Here is an 18945-nt window from a genome sequence, read left to right as displayed (position 1 = left end):
TTTACTCGCAAAATACTAATGAATACTCGAGTTGGTGCGTATGTCGACTTTCATCTCAGTATGCGAAAAACTGTATTGTTTTTGTTCATGTATGGATTCTACCTTTCAGTAGATAGAATGTCAAGAGCCTTTTTCGGTAATACTAGTATAAAGACTTGATAAATTTTCAATTCATATAGCGATATTTCAGGAGTTTCTTCAAATTTGAGATTTTCTCCAACAGCTTCTCGCCAACATTCGTTTCCCTATGATAGAGAGTTATGGACAACGCATCTACCTCTCTACAATAGGGGATTTTTGCGCTTCACCACGCAAAACACACATTTTTTAACAAATATAGTTAATTATTAATTCTAAAAATAGCATGTTCTATTGACCTATAGTTCACTCGTTAGCGGAAAGGCGATTGCATTTTGATAATTTTTAGTATTATTATATCAATCGCTAAACAGACTAAGTACCAAAACCCAATAAAACTGTTATTAACCTGAAATTGTAATTTACGATATCATCGTATCCGAGAAAATGTTTCCGATCCCCCACTCTCATAAGAACCACCCTATTTCATTTTAGAATGATATTCCTATGAAAAACTATAATCAATCCCAAAATACTCCAATATTAACTTTCCATCGAATCTTTCATAATCTTTAAACACTCTTTGATGGGATCAGTTTCAACCTCTCTTGCACTATATTTACTGATAGCACAAAAGTGCTACATCTAGATCGAAAGGCTCAATTTAAATGGATTTTACAGGATATTTGCAATTAAATGGCGAATGTTTCCATATGAGGTTAGGGTTAACTGTAAAGTGAGGTGAAAGCTCTTGAAATGCCTCGTCATTACATTAATATTGCTTATATTTCCTTTTTTGGCGGGAATCCATTCAGCTCATGCGAAGGAAACCTTGAATTGTTGTATCGAGTCATTGAATAAAATCATTCAACCGATAGCAGAAACAGTAACTGATAAGCTGAATCCTATTGCAGATGCGGCTGGGAAGCTGACGGATAAAGTTGTACAGCCGGTCGCAGAAACGGTAACTGATACGTTGAATCCAATCACGGATACGGCTGGGGAACTCACGGATAAAGTTGTGCAACCGGTTTCAAAATTGTTGACTGATACGCTGCAACCGGTCACGGATGAGACAGGGGAATTGACAAATAAAGTTGTGCAGCCGGTCGCAGAAACGGTGACTGACACGCTGAAACCGGTCACGGATGCGGCTGGGGAACTGACGGATAAAGTTGTGCAGCCAGTCGCAAAGACGTTAATTGATACGCTGAAACCGGTCACGGATGCGGCATCGGACCTGACAGATAAGCTTGTTCAGCCAGCCGCAAAAACGGTGACTGACACGCTGAAGCCTATCACTGATGTGGTAGAAGAGCTAACGAATGCGGTTGTACAACCAGTCGTAGAACCGCAGAAGCCGTTCGCGGAAGATGTTGGTGTGCAGTCGGTGTTGTACTTGGATAGTTCGCCCCCTGGGAATGACTCTCTGGATAAATCATCGACTCTCAAAGATAGTCCTTTGGGAATAATACCTTCGCCCACTCCCTTATTGCCTGTTGAGAGCCAATTAGAAACTGCGGGAGGTTCATATACCATAGCAATTCAATCGATACCGAAGCCTACGCCGCTTTTATCCATGGAAAAAGGTCACCAAACGGCAATCGTGAATTCGTCAAATAAATTTATATCTGCAAAAACAAGTCAATTTCCGGAAAGAGAACCGTTCCCGACTATACCGTTATCAGAACCTACACTGCCACCATCTGCATCAAATGTAGACTCGCTGTTGCCTTTGCCTGCTAGTGCCAAAAATGGCAAGGCGAAATCTTCGTATGCAGGAAGTGATTTCAAAGCGGTTCTGATTGATAAATCCGATCCTATGATACCGTATAGCCGAATGTCATGGCATTGCCGGATCCGACATTATTTAAGTTGGTCTCATGCTCCGCCGCTCCGTCCTCCTGTCGCTCCTGCTCTCGATTATTGATTCAGCCAATCGAGAACAAAGGAGTGTAATTAAGAATGAGATGCACAAAAGCCAAGATCAAGTTAACGTTAAACGACAAACTGATTATTGTGAATGCTTTGGTACAATGGTCAAAGAAGACGGGAAGTCGGTTTCAGTCCAGAATGAACCGCGAGCTGGCGAAAAAAATGATAAACAAAAATGTGATAGACACTTTCGATGGTCAGGAGCTAACCATGATGGCAATTGCTTTGGAACAGGCGGCGGGCAGCTCACCGAACCCTCAGTATAAGCAAATGTACAAGCAAATGGCTCGGAAATTGATACTTGAAAAGAAAGAATTCCACCGGATTGCATTTCAAGAGTTATCTAAGCGTTATCTGTATAACTAGTTAAACAAGTACTTCGTTGTGGTAAAATAAAGTTTTTTCTTAGACTGCTCTTATGATTAGGTCAGCGGTAGCCCTGGACGTGAACATAGTCCTTGACTACCGCTTTTTTATTGATCACATATTATAAAAAATCACGCGATTTACACGGCCATAAATGGGACAATGTTCTTATCACCCGACAAGTAAAAATACCAAAAAAAGATTGGAATACCGGAAAAACAACCCCTCTTTTGAAATAAGTCATTAACGGATCTAACTAATTCTTAAAAAGGTGGTTTACTTTTAATATGAATAAAAAAAGAATTATGTCTATACCCAATCGGGCTATTCTAAGTCGCACTTCAATTTTTCTATTTGACCGTTATTCAGAAAGAACTTATACAGCCCGATTACTTCGTTACCAGCAAAATCTCCTTTAAACAAAACGCGCATATCGACGACAACGTCGTTGACGGTGTATTCAATAATATCCGTATGAGTGTTCGTTCCAACGAAATAAGTAGTAAAGTAGTCTACAATCTCCTTCTTGCCCACAAGATCTCGTCCTAAAGAATCTTCCTCAATCCGTCCATTGCTAGAGAACGTCCGAGCATATCCTTCGACATCGTGCCGGTTCGAAGCTTTTAAGTATTCCACTACAACCGCTGGTAAAACCGATTTAGTCATTACACATCCCCCTTAAAATCAGCACAAGTAGGGTCACTGCCCTCTTTAACTGTTTCTAACCTATATCTCATCATATCAATCTGTCTCATCAAGCTGGTTCTCACACGTTCAGGCTCAACCTTTTCCAGCAGACTGCCGAAGGAAAGCAAGTAGCCGTTTAGCCATGCTCCCTCCGGAAGCTCGACTGAAACGGTGTACGAACCATCATCATTCACAGTAATTGCCGCCGCGTCAAATTCGTCATACACTCTGTATGCACCTTTGGCTGATATCTTTATTGTCACTAGCACCGATTCACGAACCGCATGTTCTTCCGCCAACTCAATAGCCGCTACAACTGGTCTCGTTATAAAGTGGCTGTCCATGACGATGACATCTTTCATCCGACTTATTTTGAATACACGGTGACCTGCGCTCGCCAAACAATAGGCAGACAAGTACCACGATTTACTCTTGTATAGAAGCTGAACCGGTTCTACTTTTCGGAGACTCTCATGGCCTGCACCGTTATAATACCGGAATTCAATTAGTCGACAATCGGTAATCGCTTGGCGAAGCTGCGGAAAAAGTTGCCGCCGCTGTTCCTCGCTTCCCCATGGCGAAAAGTCCACTTCAAGCCACTGACTTCCATCTTTTTTAAACAACGAGCCCATTTTATGCAACACCGCATGAATATCCGGATAACTTGCCGCAGCCAGACTATGCAGCGCAGCCAGAATATCTTCCTGTTCCCTGTCAGTCAACATAGAAGCATGAAAGGAATAACCTTCAAGCAGCGAGATTCCCCCCCCTTTGCCTTTGCTGGCATACACAGGAATGCCGGCGGCACTCAGCGCATCGATATCCCGGTAGATCGTGCGGGTGGATACCTCGAAATGCGCGGCCATTTCGCCGGCGGTTACTGTTTTCTTTCTCAAAAGTATATACAAGATTTCAAAAAGTCGGCTCACCGCCATTGCCTTTCACCTCGTAATTCTGTCGACTATCAGGCAAAATATACTAGTCCCGTGTTATCAAAGTGATTATGTTCCGTTAGGAAGGCTGCACAGTTGGTCGAACAATCATCTCATTAACACTCGTATCGGTCGGTTCATTAATCGCAAACGCGATCGCTCTGGCAATGCTATCCGGCGAAATAGCGAAGTGGTTCATTTGATCAACCCAACCCTTAATTTCATTATTGCTGATAGACTCAGTCAATTCCGTAGCCGTAACTCCCGGAAAAACGATCGTCGTACGGATGTTGGAGGTTGGTCCTTCCTCCTGACGAACCCCTTCGGAGATAGCCCTGACGGCAAACTTGGTACCGCTATATACAGCAGCCGTAGGATCTACCCTGTAACCGGAGACAGACGACACGGAAATAATATGTCCAGATTTCTGCTCTCTCATTTTAGGCAGCACTGCAGCGATACCGTACAGAACACCCTTTATATTGATGTCAACCATCATATCCCATTCCTCAATCTTCAATTCATGAAGAAACGAAAGCGGCATGATTCCGGCATTGTTAATAAGAACATCGATTTGTCCGTATTCTTGTACTGCATAATTGGCGAGATTACGCATCTCCCCCGCTGATGAAACATCTGTTTTAACGTATACCGCGCTACCGCCACTTTGTTGTATTTGCTCAGCAATCGACTTCAACCGATCTTCCCTTCGTGCTGCTAGCACAACTTTTGCTCCGTTTTTAGCCAACAAAAGAGCCGTTGCTTGCCCTATGCCACTCGATGCTCCAGTGATAATAACTACTTTAGATTGAATATTTTCCATTATGTTTCTCCTCCTTATCAATGGTGGACTGCGTTTTATTCGCAATCTCACAGATAATATAACCTTTTGAATTGGACAACAGTGTGTCATATTATAAAATAGGTTACAAGTTAATTTGTTAATAGTGAGTTCAAGCTACTTACAACGTAAAACGGCTCTTAATAGTTCTGAGGCTATAATCGTTAAATAAAGTCAACTTTGCGGTCATTTAGGCAACCATGTCGGAACAAATTCTTGTCAACTCGACAAATAAATTAATAAGCTTGTTTTAACCGGATCTCTCCCATTCCCCAAAAATAAAAATGACTGCCCCCGGGGGCAGTCGATTAGAAGTCTATTTTTTAATTACAACAAGATTTCTCATTCTTGAACGATTCTAAAACTGATAAAAACCACTTTCAAGCCACTAAGAGTTTGGTATCGACATTGGCATCGATAAAAAATTGAAACTATGTGTGCTTGAAGTGAATACCTCACCGGATCCCTATATTTTCAACCAATTACAAGATATGAAGATGTTCCTCAAAGCTCTGTATTACGCGCGAGCGAACGGTCGGTTTTTACATCTGCGACGTAAGTAAACTAAAAACTCCAATGCATCTTAACATGGGATTGGAGTTTTTAACATGCGATTAGATTAAGACAAATCTAAGAATTTGACGAAGAAAAAGAAATCTAAACACGATAAATCCTCTTTCATTCATGAATTTAATCCTTATTCTGTTTAACCCTCTTGCCACGACGCGCGCATTAAAAACGGTGGTTGTTCCATTGGCGTTTCTATAAACTATGCCATAAAATTGGTTAACAAAAAGCATCATATATCAACTCCTTTCAAATGAGTTAATATATCTTATTCTCTAGATTCATAGATGTGAGGGCGGGTTTCATAGATTACTATGGTTAAGATTCTCTAATTATATTTCTAAGCAGCGGTCACTGTTATCCGAATACTTAGTGGAAATTTCATATGGTTGTAGCATTTCCTTACCTTACCATGGATTTTTTGTTTGCTTTCTCCAAAACCCATAAAGTTATGACCCCCATAGAAAAAAGCAATATTCCAAAGAATAAAATCATCCCAACAAGAGGAATGTTCATGAGAGCGACTATTAAGATCAAACCCGTTAATGAAATAAACCAGTTTGAACGACCAAACGTACCTTGAATTTTTTCGCCTACAATAATACTTAAGGCTGCCATACCGATAATGAAAGCTAACAATACTAAAACGAGTAATAAAATTGCTAATGGAATCCCTATGACTGTAACAAGTAAAAGCACGGTTAGTGCTACCAAAATAACACTACTGAAAAAACCTATATACAATAAGCGACCAGGTGACTGCCGCGCATGTGTCATGAATGGTTGTATCCGCTGTTTAAGGATTAGTATTGTCAATAAGGGCAGTAAAATCAAAATTATACTGATGGTTAATTGCAATAACCATGTCCCAATGACTAGTCCTCCACCAATCAACAGACTATTTTGAGTAGCTTTATCGAAGGATAAATTGATGATCTCATCAGATATGAATGCTCCTTGCTCTTGCTGTATCTTTCCACCTACAACTAAAACAAAACCATTTACCTTTGCAGATGATTTTAAATGTAGGTCTCCGTTAAAAACAATAACTGAATCGTTCACAGTTCCCCATATGGTCGTATCTGCACCGACAACCACTACATCATCAACCACCTGATTCGCAGGCACAACCGTATCTTGATGTTCAAAAATCCCTTTTGCCATAGCATTCGTCGGTATTGTAAATAAAAGGGTACAAAACATCAGTGCAATGAAAAATAACCTTTTCTTCTTCACCAATTAGCCCCCTTAAACCCACTTCTTTTTAGCACTTGTTTTATTGAAATGCTCGATGCAACAATGAGAACGATCGAAAGCCCGATTAAGCCAGCAATGATATAAGTGTGCGAGCCTAAGATGTCTCCGAATACATGAATTAAATTATAAGCAACTTTAAGCATGATCGAACCAAATTTAAATAGATAAGATCCCATAACTACCAAAACGATTGTAATGAAACACAAAAGACCTATAACTGGAAACAACAGCCAATTGCTTCCTTTAGAAACATTTTCGGGTGTAGTTTTCAACGCAATTGCGTTTATTACCTTGTTTTCAAATCCTTCTGGAGCCTCAATCGAATGAAAGACAGTAAATACTTGAGTTCTAATTCCCGATAAATCGCTTAGCAATTCACTACATTCCGGGCATGTATCCAAATGTTCTTCGACTTGTCGTCGTTCAGTCTCAGACAATTCGTTATCCATGTAGGCAGATAGCTGATCCTCTATATGGTTTGACATCTTAATCCTCCAATTCACGAATCATTTCTTTACGTAACAATAGTCGCGCTGCACTAATACGTGATTTTACAGTACCGAGAGGAATGTTTAACATCCCTGAAATCTCATCATAAGAATAACCCTCAATTTCTCTAAGGACAATGGCTTCTCTGTGTTCAGGACTCAAATTTCCCATCGCTTCTTCAATCGTCATTCGGAGATCTCTTCGTTCCATATCGTTATTTGAAATCTGTGTTTCGATCAATTCGCCAGATACTGAATTCGTTTTCTTTTGTTTTTGTATTCGGTCAAAGCATAAATTGGATACAATACGTTTTAACCACGATACAAAGGCATAAATATTATCTAATTTAGAAAGTGAGTAAAATGCTTTAACAAATGCTTCTTGAGAAACGTCCTCTGCCTCCATACGATCCGCAAGCATTCCATAGGAATAACGAAAAACGATATCTTTATAACGTTTGACGAGTATGGCGAATGCTTCTTTGTCACCGCTTTTCGCCTTAGTGATTACATCATATAATTCTTGATCCACGCATGCTCTTCCCCCCGCAGTACCATCCATCGATACAAAAGACTTAAGATCAAGTTAAAAAGTTCACCTTGTTGTTTCGGATTAAGCGATAAATTTCCAACATTAAAATATTCAGACTTAGCCAAACCCCTCCAAATACATATCCCGCAACTACGTCACTTGGATATTGAATGTCAAAATAAATACGGCTAATACCAACGAGAAATGAGACAGCAATAACGAGGAGAAAAGCAATAGTGCGAACCCATGTAATACTGACGTGTCGAACCAATAGGTAGGTAGCAAAACCTAAGAATATAATTGTAAGTAACGTTTGTTCACTTGGGAATGAATTTAAGAGGTTATTAGGTCCTACACGATGAAAAATCCTCCGCAACCCTACATCCCAAATTTCTCCTCCAATTAAAACAAGCATTAAGAATTTAGTCTCTAAGATACGGTCTTTCCCTTTTATCACTATCCAAATAAGAGATAACGCCGATATTGTCAGGAGTACTTGTAACGATGATAAAGATGTGAAACCACTCATCCATGTTCCCCAAGCTTCATCAAAAACCGCGTGAACAATATAGCGTGTGACTTCATCAAAATCAGCAAATTCTTTTGCTAAAAAGTCTTGAACTAATCCCGCCATAACAATGAAAAGTGTGAGAAACACGACAAAAGATATTAATACTAGAAATTTAACCCTACCTAAAGAACGGAACGTTTTTACACCTTTGGTTAGTCCAATTATAAGAATTTCAAATAGTTGAGTTTTATATTTTTTAACTACATAGAACATAATGAAAATCACAGCCGCAATAATCCCAGCAATGAGCAAATATTTCGTGATCGTATGCTGGTACTGCTCCCATTTGGGACCGAGAATTTTTCCAAGTGAGATAAATGTGCCCGTCCATACAAATGCTCCTATACAGGAATAAGCTAAATATGTTCGATAGGGCATGCGCGTAACTCCAGAGAAATACCCTGTGAAATGTCGAACACCAGGGATGAAAGCTGTAATTATTAAAAGTTTATTTCCATAGCTCTCGAACCATAACGATGTCTTTTTTAACTTCTCAGGTCCAAAATGAAATCTCGAACCATATTTATTGATAAATGGCATCCCTAACCGATATCCAATCCAATAAGATAATGTCATACCGATTGTCGAACCAATTCCTGCTGTAAGAATACTTAAAGTCCAATTCATGTCTCCTTGGAATACCATAAGCCCTACATATGTCATAAGAACTTCACCTGGTAATGGCAAGGCCAGAAATTCGAGTAGAAGAGCAATTCCTAAGACAAAATACCCATACTGATCCACTAAATTTTGAATGAAGTGTGTCATGTTTACCCCCACGAATATCATAGCAAAAAAATTTATTATAGCTTAGAGAAGTTCGTCTTATACGTTGTTACTTTTTGCATACTTTTGATAAAAAATACCCTTGAGCTTTATACTCAAGGGTATTCGTCAAACCATAAATCTCCCCTTAAGATTGATCGATTGTGGTCTTAGGATTCTTTTTTACTAACCACTCATAAAACGTAGGGATAACAAGGAAGCTATTTAAAGTTGAAGTGATCATACCGCCTATCACGACGATACCCAGTGTTTGCGAAATAACCGTATCCGAACTATGCGTCAATGCCAGTGGCAATAGCGTTAAGATAGTTGTGCCTGCAGTCATGAAGATCGGTCTTATCCGCGAGAGACTACCTTGCATAATTGCATCCTTGATAGCCATACCTTCTTTACGGTTTCTCTCAATTTTATCAATCAATACAATGCCATTTGTGACGACAATACCGGTTAACATCAAGACACCGATAAGCGCAGCTAAGTTCCATACCCCGCCAAAGAGCATAAGGGCAAGCACAACACCGCTAAGAGCAAGTGGAATGCTTAACAGTACGGCTAGAGGGGCTCTCCACCCCTTAAAGACTCCGCTAGTAATCAGTAATACAAGTAAGATGGAAAAAGCAACGGCAATGGACATATCCACAATCATTTGTTTTACTTGCTCCGTGATACCACCTGTCGAGTACGTTACTCCACTTGGTAGTCCGATGCTTTTCAGTTTCTGGTCAACAGCGCTTGAAACTTTACTGATATCAGTTGAAGTGATTTGTACGGTAACCGTTGAAAAGGATTGCCCATCACGTTCCTGAATAGATGACGGAGCTTGATTAGGAGCAATGGTTGCCAATTGATCGATTCTAAATTTGTGCCCATCTGCTCCACTTACTGTTTCAGAGGCAAGTGCTCCAAGTACATCAGTTGACGTTGCATTAGTATTGGGTACGCGAGTGATGTACAGATCCACTGGAATCAACTTATGATCTACCTGAATATCAAAGTCTTTACCGCCAATCATGTATTGCCCAATTACTTTCATAACGTCCTGAACGTTCACTCCGGCTTGCTGGATTTTTGCTCGATCGAGTGTAATTGCATATTTAGGTGTTCCGTTTGTTAGATCAGTTGCCCCTTGTACGCTAAGACCTTGCACTTCAACTAACTTGCTTCTAACGAGTTGCGCAGCGTCATCAAGTAGTTTCTGGTCTGCTCCGGAAAGCATAATTTTCATCTGTTTATCATCACCAGCAATACTTTGATTCGATACGGTATAAACTACTTTTTGATTTAATTGGGGTAATGATTTTTGCAAATCGGAAATGACAGCATCTACGTCATTTCTATCCTTTAATGCAACAGTCATATTGGCTATGTTCGGCAGCTGAATAAATCCACCCCCAGCATCAAATACATCATCGGCTTGTGGCATCATGGTTGATCCGAAATTGGCTGAATAAGAAGCAACATTCGGATTTACACTCAGCACGTTTTCAACTTTTTGGACTTCTATATCCACTTCAGGAAGTGCGCTGCCCTTCGGTAGTTCAATTTGAATCGCTACATCTCCTGAATTTGCCGTAGGCAGCAGGCTAACTGGAAGCGTAGTTGCAAATATCGCAGCAACGACGAAAAAAAGTAATGAAATCGAAGTAATCCATTTCTTATGACTAAATGCAAAACGCAGAATCGGTTTCATCATCGGCTCAAGTGTTACAGATTTGGATGTGTCATTTCTCCAACCCATAAATGCAAAAGTTGGAACAACTAGCATCGCAACAAAGAAAGATACAATAAGAGCAATGACGACAGACCATGCAAAGCCAGAGTAAGATGCGCTAATGACACCACCAACCATGGCAATAGGTACATAGACAGCGATCGTTGTTGCGGTAGAAGCAAAAATAGCAGGCAGCATTTCTTTTACAGCAGATGAAAGCACATGTAGAGTTGATTGGTCCTTATTCTCCTGATATTTGCGATACATATTATCAAGAACAACAATGGAATCATCAACAATTCTTCACATGGCAACAATCAAACCGGACACGGTCAAAATGTTAAGCGTAATCCCCATTGATTTCAAGACAGCTGTCGTGGCAAGCAGTGAAATTGGCAGCGATACAGCAATGAGTAGTGTTGAACGTACATTCCGGAAGAAGAAGAAAACGCACAACATAGAGAACAGGCAACCCAACAGTCCTTCGCGTACAAGTCCTAGTAAGGAAACATTTAACTCATGTTCGCGGTCAAGCATCACAGTTAACGAAACATCTTTATTTTTAATTGGTGCTATTTGCGCGACGCGCTCTTTGACTAGTTTTGCTACATCCGTAATATTCGATGACGGTGTTTTGAGAACATCTAGAAGGATGCTTACTTTTCCATTAGTGCGGGATACGGTTTTAATGTCAGTCAGGGAGTGAGATAGATCAGCCACGCTAGATAGCGGGACGTTAGTGCCTTGCTTGTTTTTTATCGGAACATTGCTTAACTCTTGGTCTGTTAAGTTCCATCCATTTACCGTCAATGGAAACGAGTCTTTATTGTTAGACACTTTACCAGTAGACCAATTCGGCAGCGCGGCAGCTAGTGACTGATTCAGATCATCCATGGTTAAACCATTCTTTGTTAAATCCTGCATCCTAACATATAAAACATAACCATTGTTTGCTGCTCCAGTGACACGCACATCTGCGACGCCCGGAACGGACTTCAGTTGTTTAGCTATATCAGCCTCTACCGAAGAACGAAGTGTAGTTTCGTCAATGTTTGTACTGTTTGAAGTTAAGCTATAGCTCAAAATTGGAAATGTACTCGTCGTTACACGCGTGATAACCGGAGCCCCAACGTCAGATGGCAGCACTGTGCTTGATAACGCTTGTTTAATGTCACTCTCTGCTTGTTTCATATCAAAATCCATTGGATAGTACAGATTCATTAAAAGACCGCCATCATAGGAATTCGTTTCTACATTCATCAAACCATCAGAGGACCTAATAGCATCTTCTAGTTTTGGTGTTACATTTAGCTTGACTTGATCTGCCTGGTAAGATGATGCCCGTACTGAAACAAGCAGTGTTGTATTATTAATCCCTGGTAGATAATCACGCTGCATTTGAAAGGCAGAGATCCCTCCCCATGTCAGAATAAGCAGCATACAGACTACAACTAGAATTGCCCTTTGCATGGAACCTTCGATTATTCTTCTCATTATTCAAACCTCATTCCGTTTTTTCTCTTATCGAGTTAAGCATTGTAATACCGCTGAAACATATCCCAACAGAACCAATTTCGTGGCCTTCTCTCTTGTTTTCTCTTATTACAAAATGAAAGGACTGGGCTCAAGCTGCTAAAGTTCAGAATGGTTCTAAAATAATTAATTAACAAATTTTCCATATGATGTGGAATTGGCTCTCTATTAAGCGATTCCTTCACAATTCTTCCTAACCCTTTAAATAGAAAAGAGGATCTGACAAGTAACAGATCCTGATCAATCGTTTTTACTGACGTATAATAAGATTTTTTTAGCTATGGGGAGGTACTTTAGAACAATACGGGATATTCGCACATAAAATAAAAAGCCAATTCGAATGCCTAAGGCTACCGATATTGGCTTTTTTCATATTAAATTTTATTGGCCTTTGTACCGATAAAGTTATTTTTTGGGTTCCACCACAGAAAATGTTCTATTAATCGATCTAACTACATGATAGGTATTACTAACGAGAAGTCCGATAAATAAGTACGTCAAGCCACCAAAAACTCCATAAATAACAACACCTACTAGTGCGCTCAGCAAACCAAAAATGACTTGATCCTTATTGGAAACGGGAGAGGTTGGTGGATCTGTCAACATAAATAAGGCAAAGAACAGTGAAGCGTTTATAAAAGGAGGTCGAAATGCATCGGCGGCTTCTTCGACATGCATAAGTCCCATTAGGAGCAATAACAAAAAATATACGCTAAGAAATGCAAACACTTGTGGGAATTTGTTCACACGATTGGTAACTAAGTAACCCCCTAATAAAAGGAATCCAATTGTCCAAAATGGAAGATCGCCAAATGCTCCCCACCAACTCTGCCCAGTTTGAAAAAAGAGAATAGTCAAGAGTAGACCGAAGGCGGCTGGATTAAATACCGGTTTTTTCTTAAAAACAATAAGGTGCTTAGATAAAATAGCCATGATTGCTGTAATAGCTACCAAATACCACGAGGTTGTTGTGCTTAAAATTAAGCCGATAATGATCCCTGTTATAATAGCACCATCTGCTAGCCATTTCTTTCTTTTCCCCAACAGAAAACAGATCCAATCCATCCCTACTGCTATAACCATAGCAATACTGACATTATAAATACCTTTTATATCTGAAGATAGTACCTCAGCTATAACTAGAAAAGCTACCAAGCAGATAATAACATAGCTCTTTGGTTTTTTATGCCATGGATGAGTAGACATTTAAATCCCTCCAACTCTTTCCACATGTAACTTGGATGTAATCAAAATTCCCTTCAAATCCATTTCAATCATCAATTTTTTGCCATGATCCAAACCGTATAAACAAACGACCGTTGAAAATACATCTGCCATCATGGCGTAAGGGGCCAGAATGCTGCAACTGATCAACTCTTGGGGCGACTGTTTGCTATTCGGGTTAATAATATGATGGATATCTGGTCTGACTTTACTTTTGCGTTCGTAGCCGCCAGATGTACATACGGCAAAGTTGGATACTTCAATGGTGTCTATGATGTGATCCTTGTGTTCTGGATGCTGAATTCCAATTCGCCAAGCTTGGCCCACCTCATCCACCCCACCAGCAAAAAGGTCTCCACCAGCATTAATAACGAAGCCCTGAAAACGAAGCAGGGTCTGGGAGGCGATATCGATAGCAAATCCTTTCGCAACCGCACCTAAATCAATTACCATTGGTTTATGCAAATACATCGTGCTGTCTTGCTCTCGTAAGACGATATCTCGATAGGTCGCGTTATCTGAAGCTAGATTCGAGCTGATTTCTCCAGTTAAATAATGCCGATTAAATCCATAATACTCCATTGTATTTCCGATTGATGGATCAAAGATTCCTTCCGTCGATTCTGCCATTTCCAAGGCGAATTTCAAGGGTTGAAATAACCAAAAACTGATCGGAACATGGGTCCGAACCTGTTGACAGGCTTTCATTAATTCACTATCAGGAGTGAAGCGACTGCAAGCTAGTTCCACATTCCGAAATGCAGAAAAAGCTTGCTCGATCACAGGTTCGATCTCAGTCACTGGATCGGAGCTAACGACCTTTATTTCAACGACGGTATCCATAAATAACTTGGTTCTTTTTACAATATGAACCATTATGCATTCCGCGCTTGTGTAAGTGCATTTTCAATAGCATCTTGAAAAGCTTGTGTACTATACGTTGCGCCTGAAACATTCTCAACTTGAGCGCTTTGCTTTTGTATTACTTCTTCAGGTAATCCTACAACGTCTTTTTCGGAATAATGCATGGCAAAGTGGCTGATTTCAACGTCGGTTATTTTATCATTGGAAATGCTCACTTTAACTCCAATGGACCCACGCCGATTGCTTCCACTTCCCTCGAAGGTGCCATTCTTATATTGACTTTTGACCTGGCTACTGACTACATGAGTATTGGTTTGTATTTGCTGCAGTGGCTGCGATAGAGTAGCTTGCGTTTCTGTCGTTATATAACCAGCACCATACATGACGCCAATAGCCGTAGTACAAAGCACAACCCATTTTTTATCCATTTTGGCCATATTCATTCCTCCAACCTACGCAAGAAATACTTGTGATATCCGGCTCACCTTTCATCTACTTCATTCATAATACATCAAGTAAATGAAATTAAACTGAAATCCGCTCTGACTGGAATTCAATTTCAAATACACTTCCTTTACCTTCTTCACTTGTAACATGAATGTAAGCGCGGTGATTGCTTAAGATATCTGCTGCAATAGAAAGTCCCAACCCAGCTCCACCTAACTCACGTGAACGTGCTTTGTCCACTCTGTAAAAACGCTCAAATATGCGTGCTAGTTCATCTTTCGGTATGCCAATACCCGTATCAGCTATTTGTAATGTTGGTCTACCGTCCTGTGAAGTGCGATATGAAATCGTTACTTGTCCACCAGATGGTGTATACTTAATCGCATTATCAAGTATGATATAAATTAACTGCTTTATTTGATCTATGTTTCCATGAATAAATGATGTAAGTTCATGTTCCATTATGGGGCCTTGCAACTTCAAAATAATTCCTTTCACGAGTGCCAGCGGTTGTATCGCCTGATAAATTTGATGAGAAACTTGAACTAAATCAACCTTTTCGATCTGTATTGGCAGAGATTTCGAATCGCTTCGGGCTAAAGTTAGTAATGACTCTACAAGCCGGATCATCCTTGTAACCTCATCCTGTAAACTATCCAGGATATGCTGTTCAAACTCGGGCAATACATCCTTGCATTCCTCCAGTAATTCTACCGATGAATGAATAACACTCAGCGGTGTCCTTAGCTCGTGAGATGCATTCGTTGTGAACTCAACCTGGCGAGCATAGGATTTTTTTATAGGGACCATTGCTTTGCCAGCAAAGAAATAAGCTAACCAGATCGCAATGAATAATAAAACAACGGTAGAAAGCATTAGGATTAGCCTGATTGTACGCAGGAGCGCTTCATTTGAGGATATGTCTATGGCCATCCAATATTTACCTCCATCGTCCTTTAAAATTTGAGAACTAACTAGAAATATTTTCCTCTCCCCACTTTCATCCTCATAAAACCGTTCACCATTCTCACGTTTCATTTCATTTCGTTGTGACCAATTTAAGAGTTGATTAGACATTGCTGCATAACGAGTAGGTGAGATCTGGGGTTTCTGATCCGGACTCACCCAAACAATTAATTCGTCTGTAAGTAGGAATATCCATTCAACATTCTTGATTTTATGGTCCATTGGTCGAATTCCTTTTGTTTGCTCCTCCATGCGATGCTCCCATTGCTGGGACATTTTATTTTTGAGATCATCTAATTTCTGAATTTCATTGTGTTGTAGGGTTTCCTGTAATAGCAGATAAAAAAAAGCAGTGATTAGAATGATAACAACGCCAAGGATACTACCGAAGAATAGCGTCAGTTGCTTTCTTGTTCGTTCGAACATCATTCTCCTCCTTCTACAACTAAGCGATAACCAAGTCCACGTACATTCTGTATAATTTTATCTGGAAATGGGTCGTCAAGCTTCTTACGCAACAATTTAATGGTGGCATCCACTGTATTGAGTGTAACATCAGCGTCTATACCCCATACGCGATCAATCAATTGCTCCCTACTTAAAATTTGTTTTGGATGTTGTGACATAAACGATAACAATTGAAATTCACGACGTGACAAAAGAATCGACACTCCGTTTCTACTCACTTCATAGGTACTATGGTCAATGATAAGCGTGTCTCCGAATTTTTTGGTATCCGCTTCCCAGTTCGTTTCTTTTCTACGATATAAGGCATGAAGTCGAGCAATCAATTCCTCGAAAGCAAATGGCTTCACCAAATAATCATCTGCTCCTGCATTTAAGCCTTGAACACGATCTGTAATAGAATCTCGTGCTGTTAGCATGAGGATCGGTGTTCGATTCTTGTTCATTCGGATTTCTTTGCATAACTCAATCCCGGTTTTATGTGGAATCATCCAGTCTAATATATAAATATCAAAAGTTGCTCTCTCAATGAATTCCAGCGCACTTTCCGCATTTAGTGCCCATTCCACTTGGTATAGTTGCTTTTTAAGTTTATATTGAATCAGCTCACCCAGCTTCACATCGTCCTCAACCAGTAAGATATGCATAATTCCAACACCCCTTCCTTCGGATTCACGATTATAGAAATGCGTGAATTAAAAACAATACTGCAAATGCAAGTCCACATCTTAAATGCCACTTCTTATCGAGCCTCTTGTAACGGAATAAACCCGAAACTGGTACTGGTAACAATACGATTAATGCAAGAAGCCCGCTAATGTTATTGAAATCCCACTTAAAACCATACATAAATACAGCAACCGTATGGAGGGTAATGAGAGAAATAGCGAGAATAGCAATCGAAGTGTGATATTTTTTGACAATTCGAAGTAGCATAACCAGTACTTTTTTGATGAGAGCTAATTTCCCCCAAATGCGCTGTTTAATGATAAAAGCTAAAACATAATTCCCTAACACTACGAATAAAGCTATTCGAGCAATGGAACCATAATCCTTGAAAGTATGCTCAAAACGTCGATCGTGCAAAGTTGTAGATGGTAAATGAAAGAGACTCCAAAGCTGCCATATCATGTAGATTATTGATATTACCGTTGCACTAGCTACCCATATGCGTTCTTTCTTTGGAATCCATGATTGATTTATTTTCAGTTTTTGCTGCGAGCTCATTTAAACTCCTCCAACTCATTTAATAGTTGTAATATACCCCATCTTTCTGAAAATGAAATGAAAGTACTACATCGCTCACATGAACTTTTCAATATCCAGTATGTATATACTTTTGATATTTGTCTCATAGTAATAACTATCTATTACTAAAAAGTGTCAATACCTATAATGGAGGATAGACGAAAATGTTCGAGCATTATATCATCCTTATTCGAAGCATTTCTGCGTTTCTCATTCTCTTGTGTATTACCAGACTCTTAGGTAAACAAACGTTGTCCAATATGAATTTCCTTGAGTTTATTACTGCAGTCATCCTCGGAGCCATTGGAGCGAACTTTGCATTTAATGAGAAAATCCAAGTTATTCACTTGATGATTTCATTGTCAGTATTTACTTTGACCTCATATTTCCTATCAAAACTTCTCCTTCGTTTTCGCAAGCTGCGTATGTGGACTGAGGGCACGCCTTCTGTCTTAATCGAAGGGGGGAAAATTTTAGAGGGCAACCTGAAGAAGAATAATTTGACTCTAGATACGTTGAACCAACTACTCCGGCAAAAAGACATTTTTGATATTAATGAAGTGGATTATGCCATTTTAGAGATTAATGGTAAGTTATCGGTCAACAAGAAAAAGGAATATCAAAATACAACCTTGAAGGATTTAAAGTTGACGGGAAGCAGTACTCAACAATTCCCACTTGAACTTATTATGGACGGATGTATTCTGTATGGAAACTTGGATGCAAATCAAATCTCTCACAGTTGGCTACTGAAAGAGCTCGAATTCCGCAATAAAAAAGCCGAAGATGTATTTTACTCCGTGAGAGGGAGCAATGGGCAACTATATTTCGATTATCGTGACGATGGTATACAACATCCTATAGATGTAGAGTAAGACCAAGGCATGAAAGAAACCCTTCAACTCAGTTAAGAGTTGAGGGGTTTTCTGCTTTTCCTATACCTTTTCAATTCGGAATCATGATCCCGCCCGACATATCCAAAAGCCCACCAACACACCAAACCATAACCGACAACAGTGTGCTAAAAAAGTCAATCACTTCCCTTTCTATCTTTTCCTTGTTGACATAAATCAAAAAGCAGTATAAATTTAAAGCACCGCGGTATACAACGTTTTCTTGATCATATTTATAAACAAACTATATATTGTTGCATTATGGAGGAGCCTGTCACCAAGGGCTCTTTTTGTTCTTTTCAGCCAAGAGCCCTGGTAGGGCTCTTTTTGTATGCAAAAAAAGGCTTCCCAGTGGTAATAATGAAAATTGTATGTAATTTACCCTTTATGTATCTTGTAATTTAGGGGAATAGTACGTATTAACAAATTATGATAATTCAGGAGGAACTATGGAACAGCAAGCAATCTTGGCAATTGGAATCTTTCTTCTTACGTATGGCATGATCATTTCTGAAAAAATTCATCGCACCATTGTTGCAATGATCGGTGGCGTC

17 protein-coding genes and 1 pseudogene are annotated in these 18945 nt (G+C 39.7%); 4 read left to right on the top strand and 14 right to left on the bottom strand.

The features are described from left to right. Positions 1 to 931: 931 nt before the first annotated feature. Together A8708_RS23530 and A8708_RS23525 are read left to right on the top strand one after the other, a co-directional pair. The gene (locus A8708_RS23530; protein ID WP_204787623.1) at positions 932 to 2008 is read left to right on the top strand and encodes a hypothetical protein; all 1077 of its coding nucleotides are present in this window, start codon (positions 932 to 934) and stop codon (positions 2006 to 2008) included. Positions 2009 to 2043: 35 nt separating this feature from the next. Continuing rightward, on the top strand, positions 2044 to 2379 hold the full coding sequence (locus A8708_RS23525) for a hypothetical protein (RefSeq protein ID WP_068667756.1): 336 nt from the start codon (positions 2044 to 2046) through the stop codon (positions 2377 to 2379). A gap of 324 nt (positions 2380 to 2703) precedes the next feature. Here A8708_RS23525 and A8708_RS23520 read toward each other — a convergent pair whose 3' ends face one another. The 3 genes from A8708_RS23520 to A8708_RS23510 form a co-directional block, all read right to left on the bottom strand. Further along, entirely contained in the window at positions 2704 to 3045 is a 342-nt protein-coding gene (locus tag A8708_RS23520; RefSeq protein WP_068667755.1) for a nuclear transport factor 2 family protein, read from the bottom strand. Further along, positions 3045 to 4001: a helix-turn-helix transcriptional regulator gene (locus A8708_RS23515; RefSeq protein WP_068667754.1), complete on the bottom strand. Its 957-nt coding sequence runs from the start codon at positions 3999 to 4001 to the stop codon at positions 3045 to 3047. The genes A8708_RS23520 and A8708_RS23515 overlap by 1 nt, the downstream gene beginning before the upstream one ends. 76 nt (positions 4002 to 4077) lie before the next feature. Continuing rightward, positions 4078 to 4821, bottom strand: a complete 744-nt coding sequence (locus tag A8708_RS23510) for an SDR family oxidoreductase (protein ID WP_068667753.1) — start codon at positions 4819 to 4821, stop codon at positions 4078 to 4080. Positions 4822 to 5240: 419 nt separating this feature from the next. Between A8708_RS23510 and A8708_RS37125 the strand changes: the two genes are divergently transcribed. Further along, positions 5241 to 5402: a hypothetical protein gene (locus A8708_RS37125; RefSeq protein ID WP_420848602.1), complete on the top strand. Its 162-nt coding sequence runs from the start codon at positions 5241 to 5243 to the stop codon at positions 5400 to 5402. A gap of 406 nt (positions 5403 to 5808) precedes the next feature. On the opposite strand, the gene A8708_RS23500 is transcribed toward A8708_RS37125, so the two are convergent. The 11 genes and pseudogenes from A8708_RS23500 to A8708_RS23450 form a co-directional block, all read right to left on the bottom strand. After that, on the bottom strand, positions 5809 to 6642 hold the full coding sequence (locus A8708_RS23500; protein WP_068667751.1) for a hypothetical protein: 834 nt from the start codon (positions 6640 to 6642) through the stop codon (positions 5809 to 5811). Then, on the bottom strand, positions 6639 to 7148 hold the full coding sequence (locus A8708_RS23495) for an anti-sigma factor family protein (protein ID WP_068667750.1): 510 nt from the start codon (positions 7146 to 7148) through the stop codon (positions 6639 to 6641). Before A8708_RS23495 ends, A8708_RS23500 begins: the two co-directional genes overlap by 4 nt. Before the next feature lies 1 nt (position 7149). Continuing rightward, positions 7150 to 7683, bottom strand: coding sequence for an RNA polymerase sigma factor (locus A8708_RS23490; RefSeq protein WP_239696816.1), 534 nt, complete (start codon positions 7681 to 7683; stop codon positions 7150 to 7152). A 49-nt stretch (positions 7684 to 7732) separates the two neighbouring features. Further along, positions 7733 to 9022 carry a VTT domain-containing protein gene (locus A8708_RS23485; RefSeq protein ID WP_068667748.1) on the bottom strand — a complete coding sequence of 430 codons (1290 nt, stop codon included), beginning with the start codon at positions 9020 to 9022 and terminating at the stop codon, positions 7733 to 7735. Between the two features lie 145 nt (positions 9023 to 9167). Then, positions 9168 to 12221 (bottom strand): annotated as a pseudogene (locus tag A8708_RS23480) (efflux RND transporter permease subunit). 468 nt (positions 12222 to 12689) lie between these two features. Then, complete coding sequence (locus A8708_RS23475) at positions 12690 to 13490, bottom strand: RnfABCDGE type electron transport complex subunit D (RefSeq protein ID WP_068667747.1); 801 nt, start codon at positions 13488 to 13490, stop codon at positions 12690 to 12692. Continuing rightward, positions 13491 to 14384, bottom strand: a complete 894-nt coding sequence (locus tag A8708_RS23470; RefSeq protein WP_068667746.1) for an FAD:protein FMN transferase — start codon at positions 14382 to 14384, stop codon at positions 13491 to 13493. Beyond that, on the bottom strand, positions 14384 to 14809 hold the full coding sequence (locus A8708_RS23465) for an FMN-binding protein (protein ID WP_068667745.1): 426 nt from the start codon (positions 14807 to 14809) through the stop codon (positions 14384 to 14386). The genes A8708_RS23470 and A8708_RS23465 overlap by 1 nt, the downstream gene beginning before the upstream one ends. 88 nt (positions 14810 to 14897) lie before the next feature. Continuing rightward, positions 14898 to 16211 (bottom strand): sensor histidine kinase, encoded by a 1314-nt coding sequence (locus A8708_RS23460; RefSeq protein ID WP_068667744.1) that lies wholly within the window; start codon positions 16209 to 16211, stop codon positions 14898 to 14900. After that, entirely contained in the window at positions 16211 to 16897 is a 687-nt protein-coding gene (locus tag A8708_RS23455; RefSeq protein WP_068667743.1) for a response regulator transcription factor, read from the bottom strand. Before A8708_RS23455 ends, A8708_RS23460 begins: the two co-directional genes overlap by 1 nt. 31 nt (positions 16898 to 16928) lie before the next feature. Then, positions 16929 to 17477 carry a hypothetical protein gene (locus A8708_RS23450; RefSeq protein ID WP_068667742.1) on the bottom strand — a complete coding sequence of 183 codons (549 nt, stop codon included), beginning with the start codon at positions 17475 to 17477 and terminating at the stop codon, positions 16929 to 16931. A gap of 185 nt (positions 17478 to 17662) precedes the next feature. Between A8708_RS23450 and A8708_RS23445 the strand changes: the two genes are divergently transcribed. Further along, on the top strand, positions 17663 to 18373 hold the full coding sequence (locus A8708_RS23445; RefSeq protein WP_068667741.1) for a DUF421 domain-containing protein: 711 nt from the start codon (positions 17663 to 17665) through the stop codon (positions 18371 to 18373). The last annotated feature ends 572 nt before the right edge of the window (positions 18374 to 18945 follow it).

Source organism: Paenibacillus oryzisoli (assembly GCF_001653565.1).
GTDB lineage: Bacteria > Bacillota > Bacilli > Paenibacillales > NBRC-103111 > Paenibacillus_E > Paenibacillus_E oryzisoli.
The sequence above is the reverse complement of the archived record's forward strand: the minus strand, read 5'-3'. Positions and strand labels throughout refer to the sequence as shown.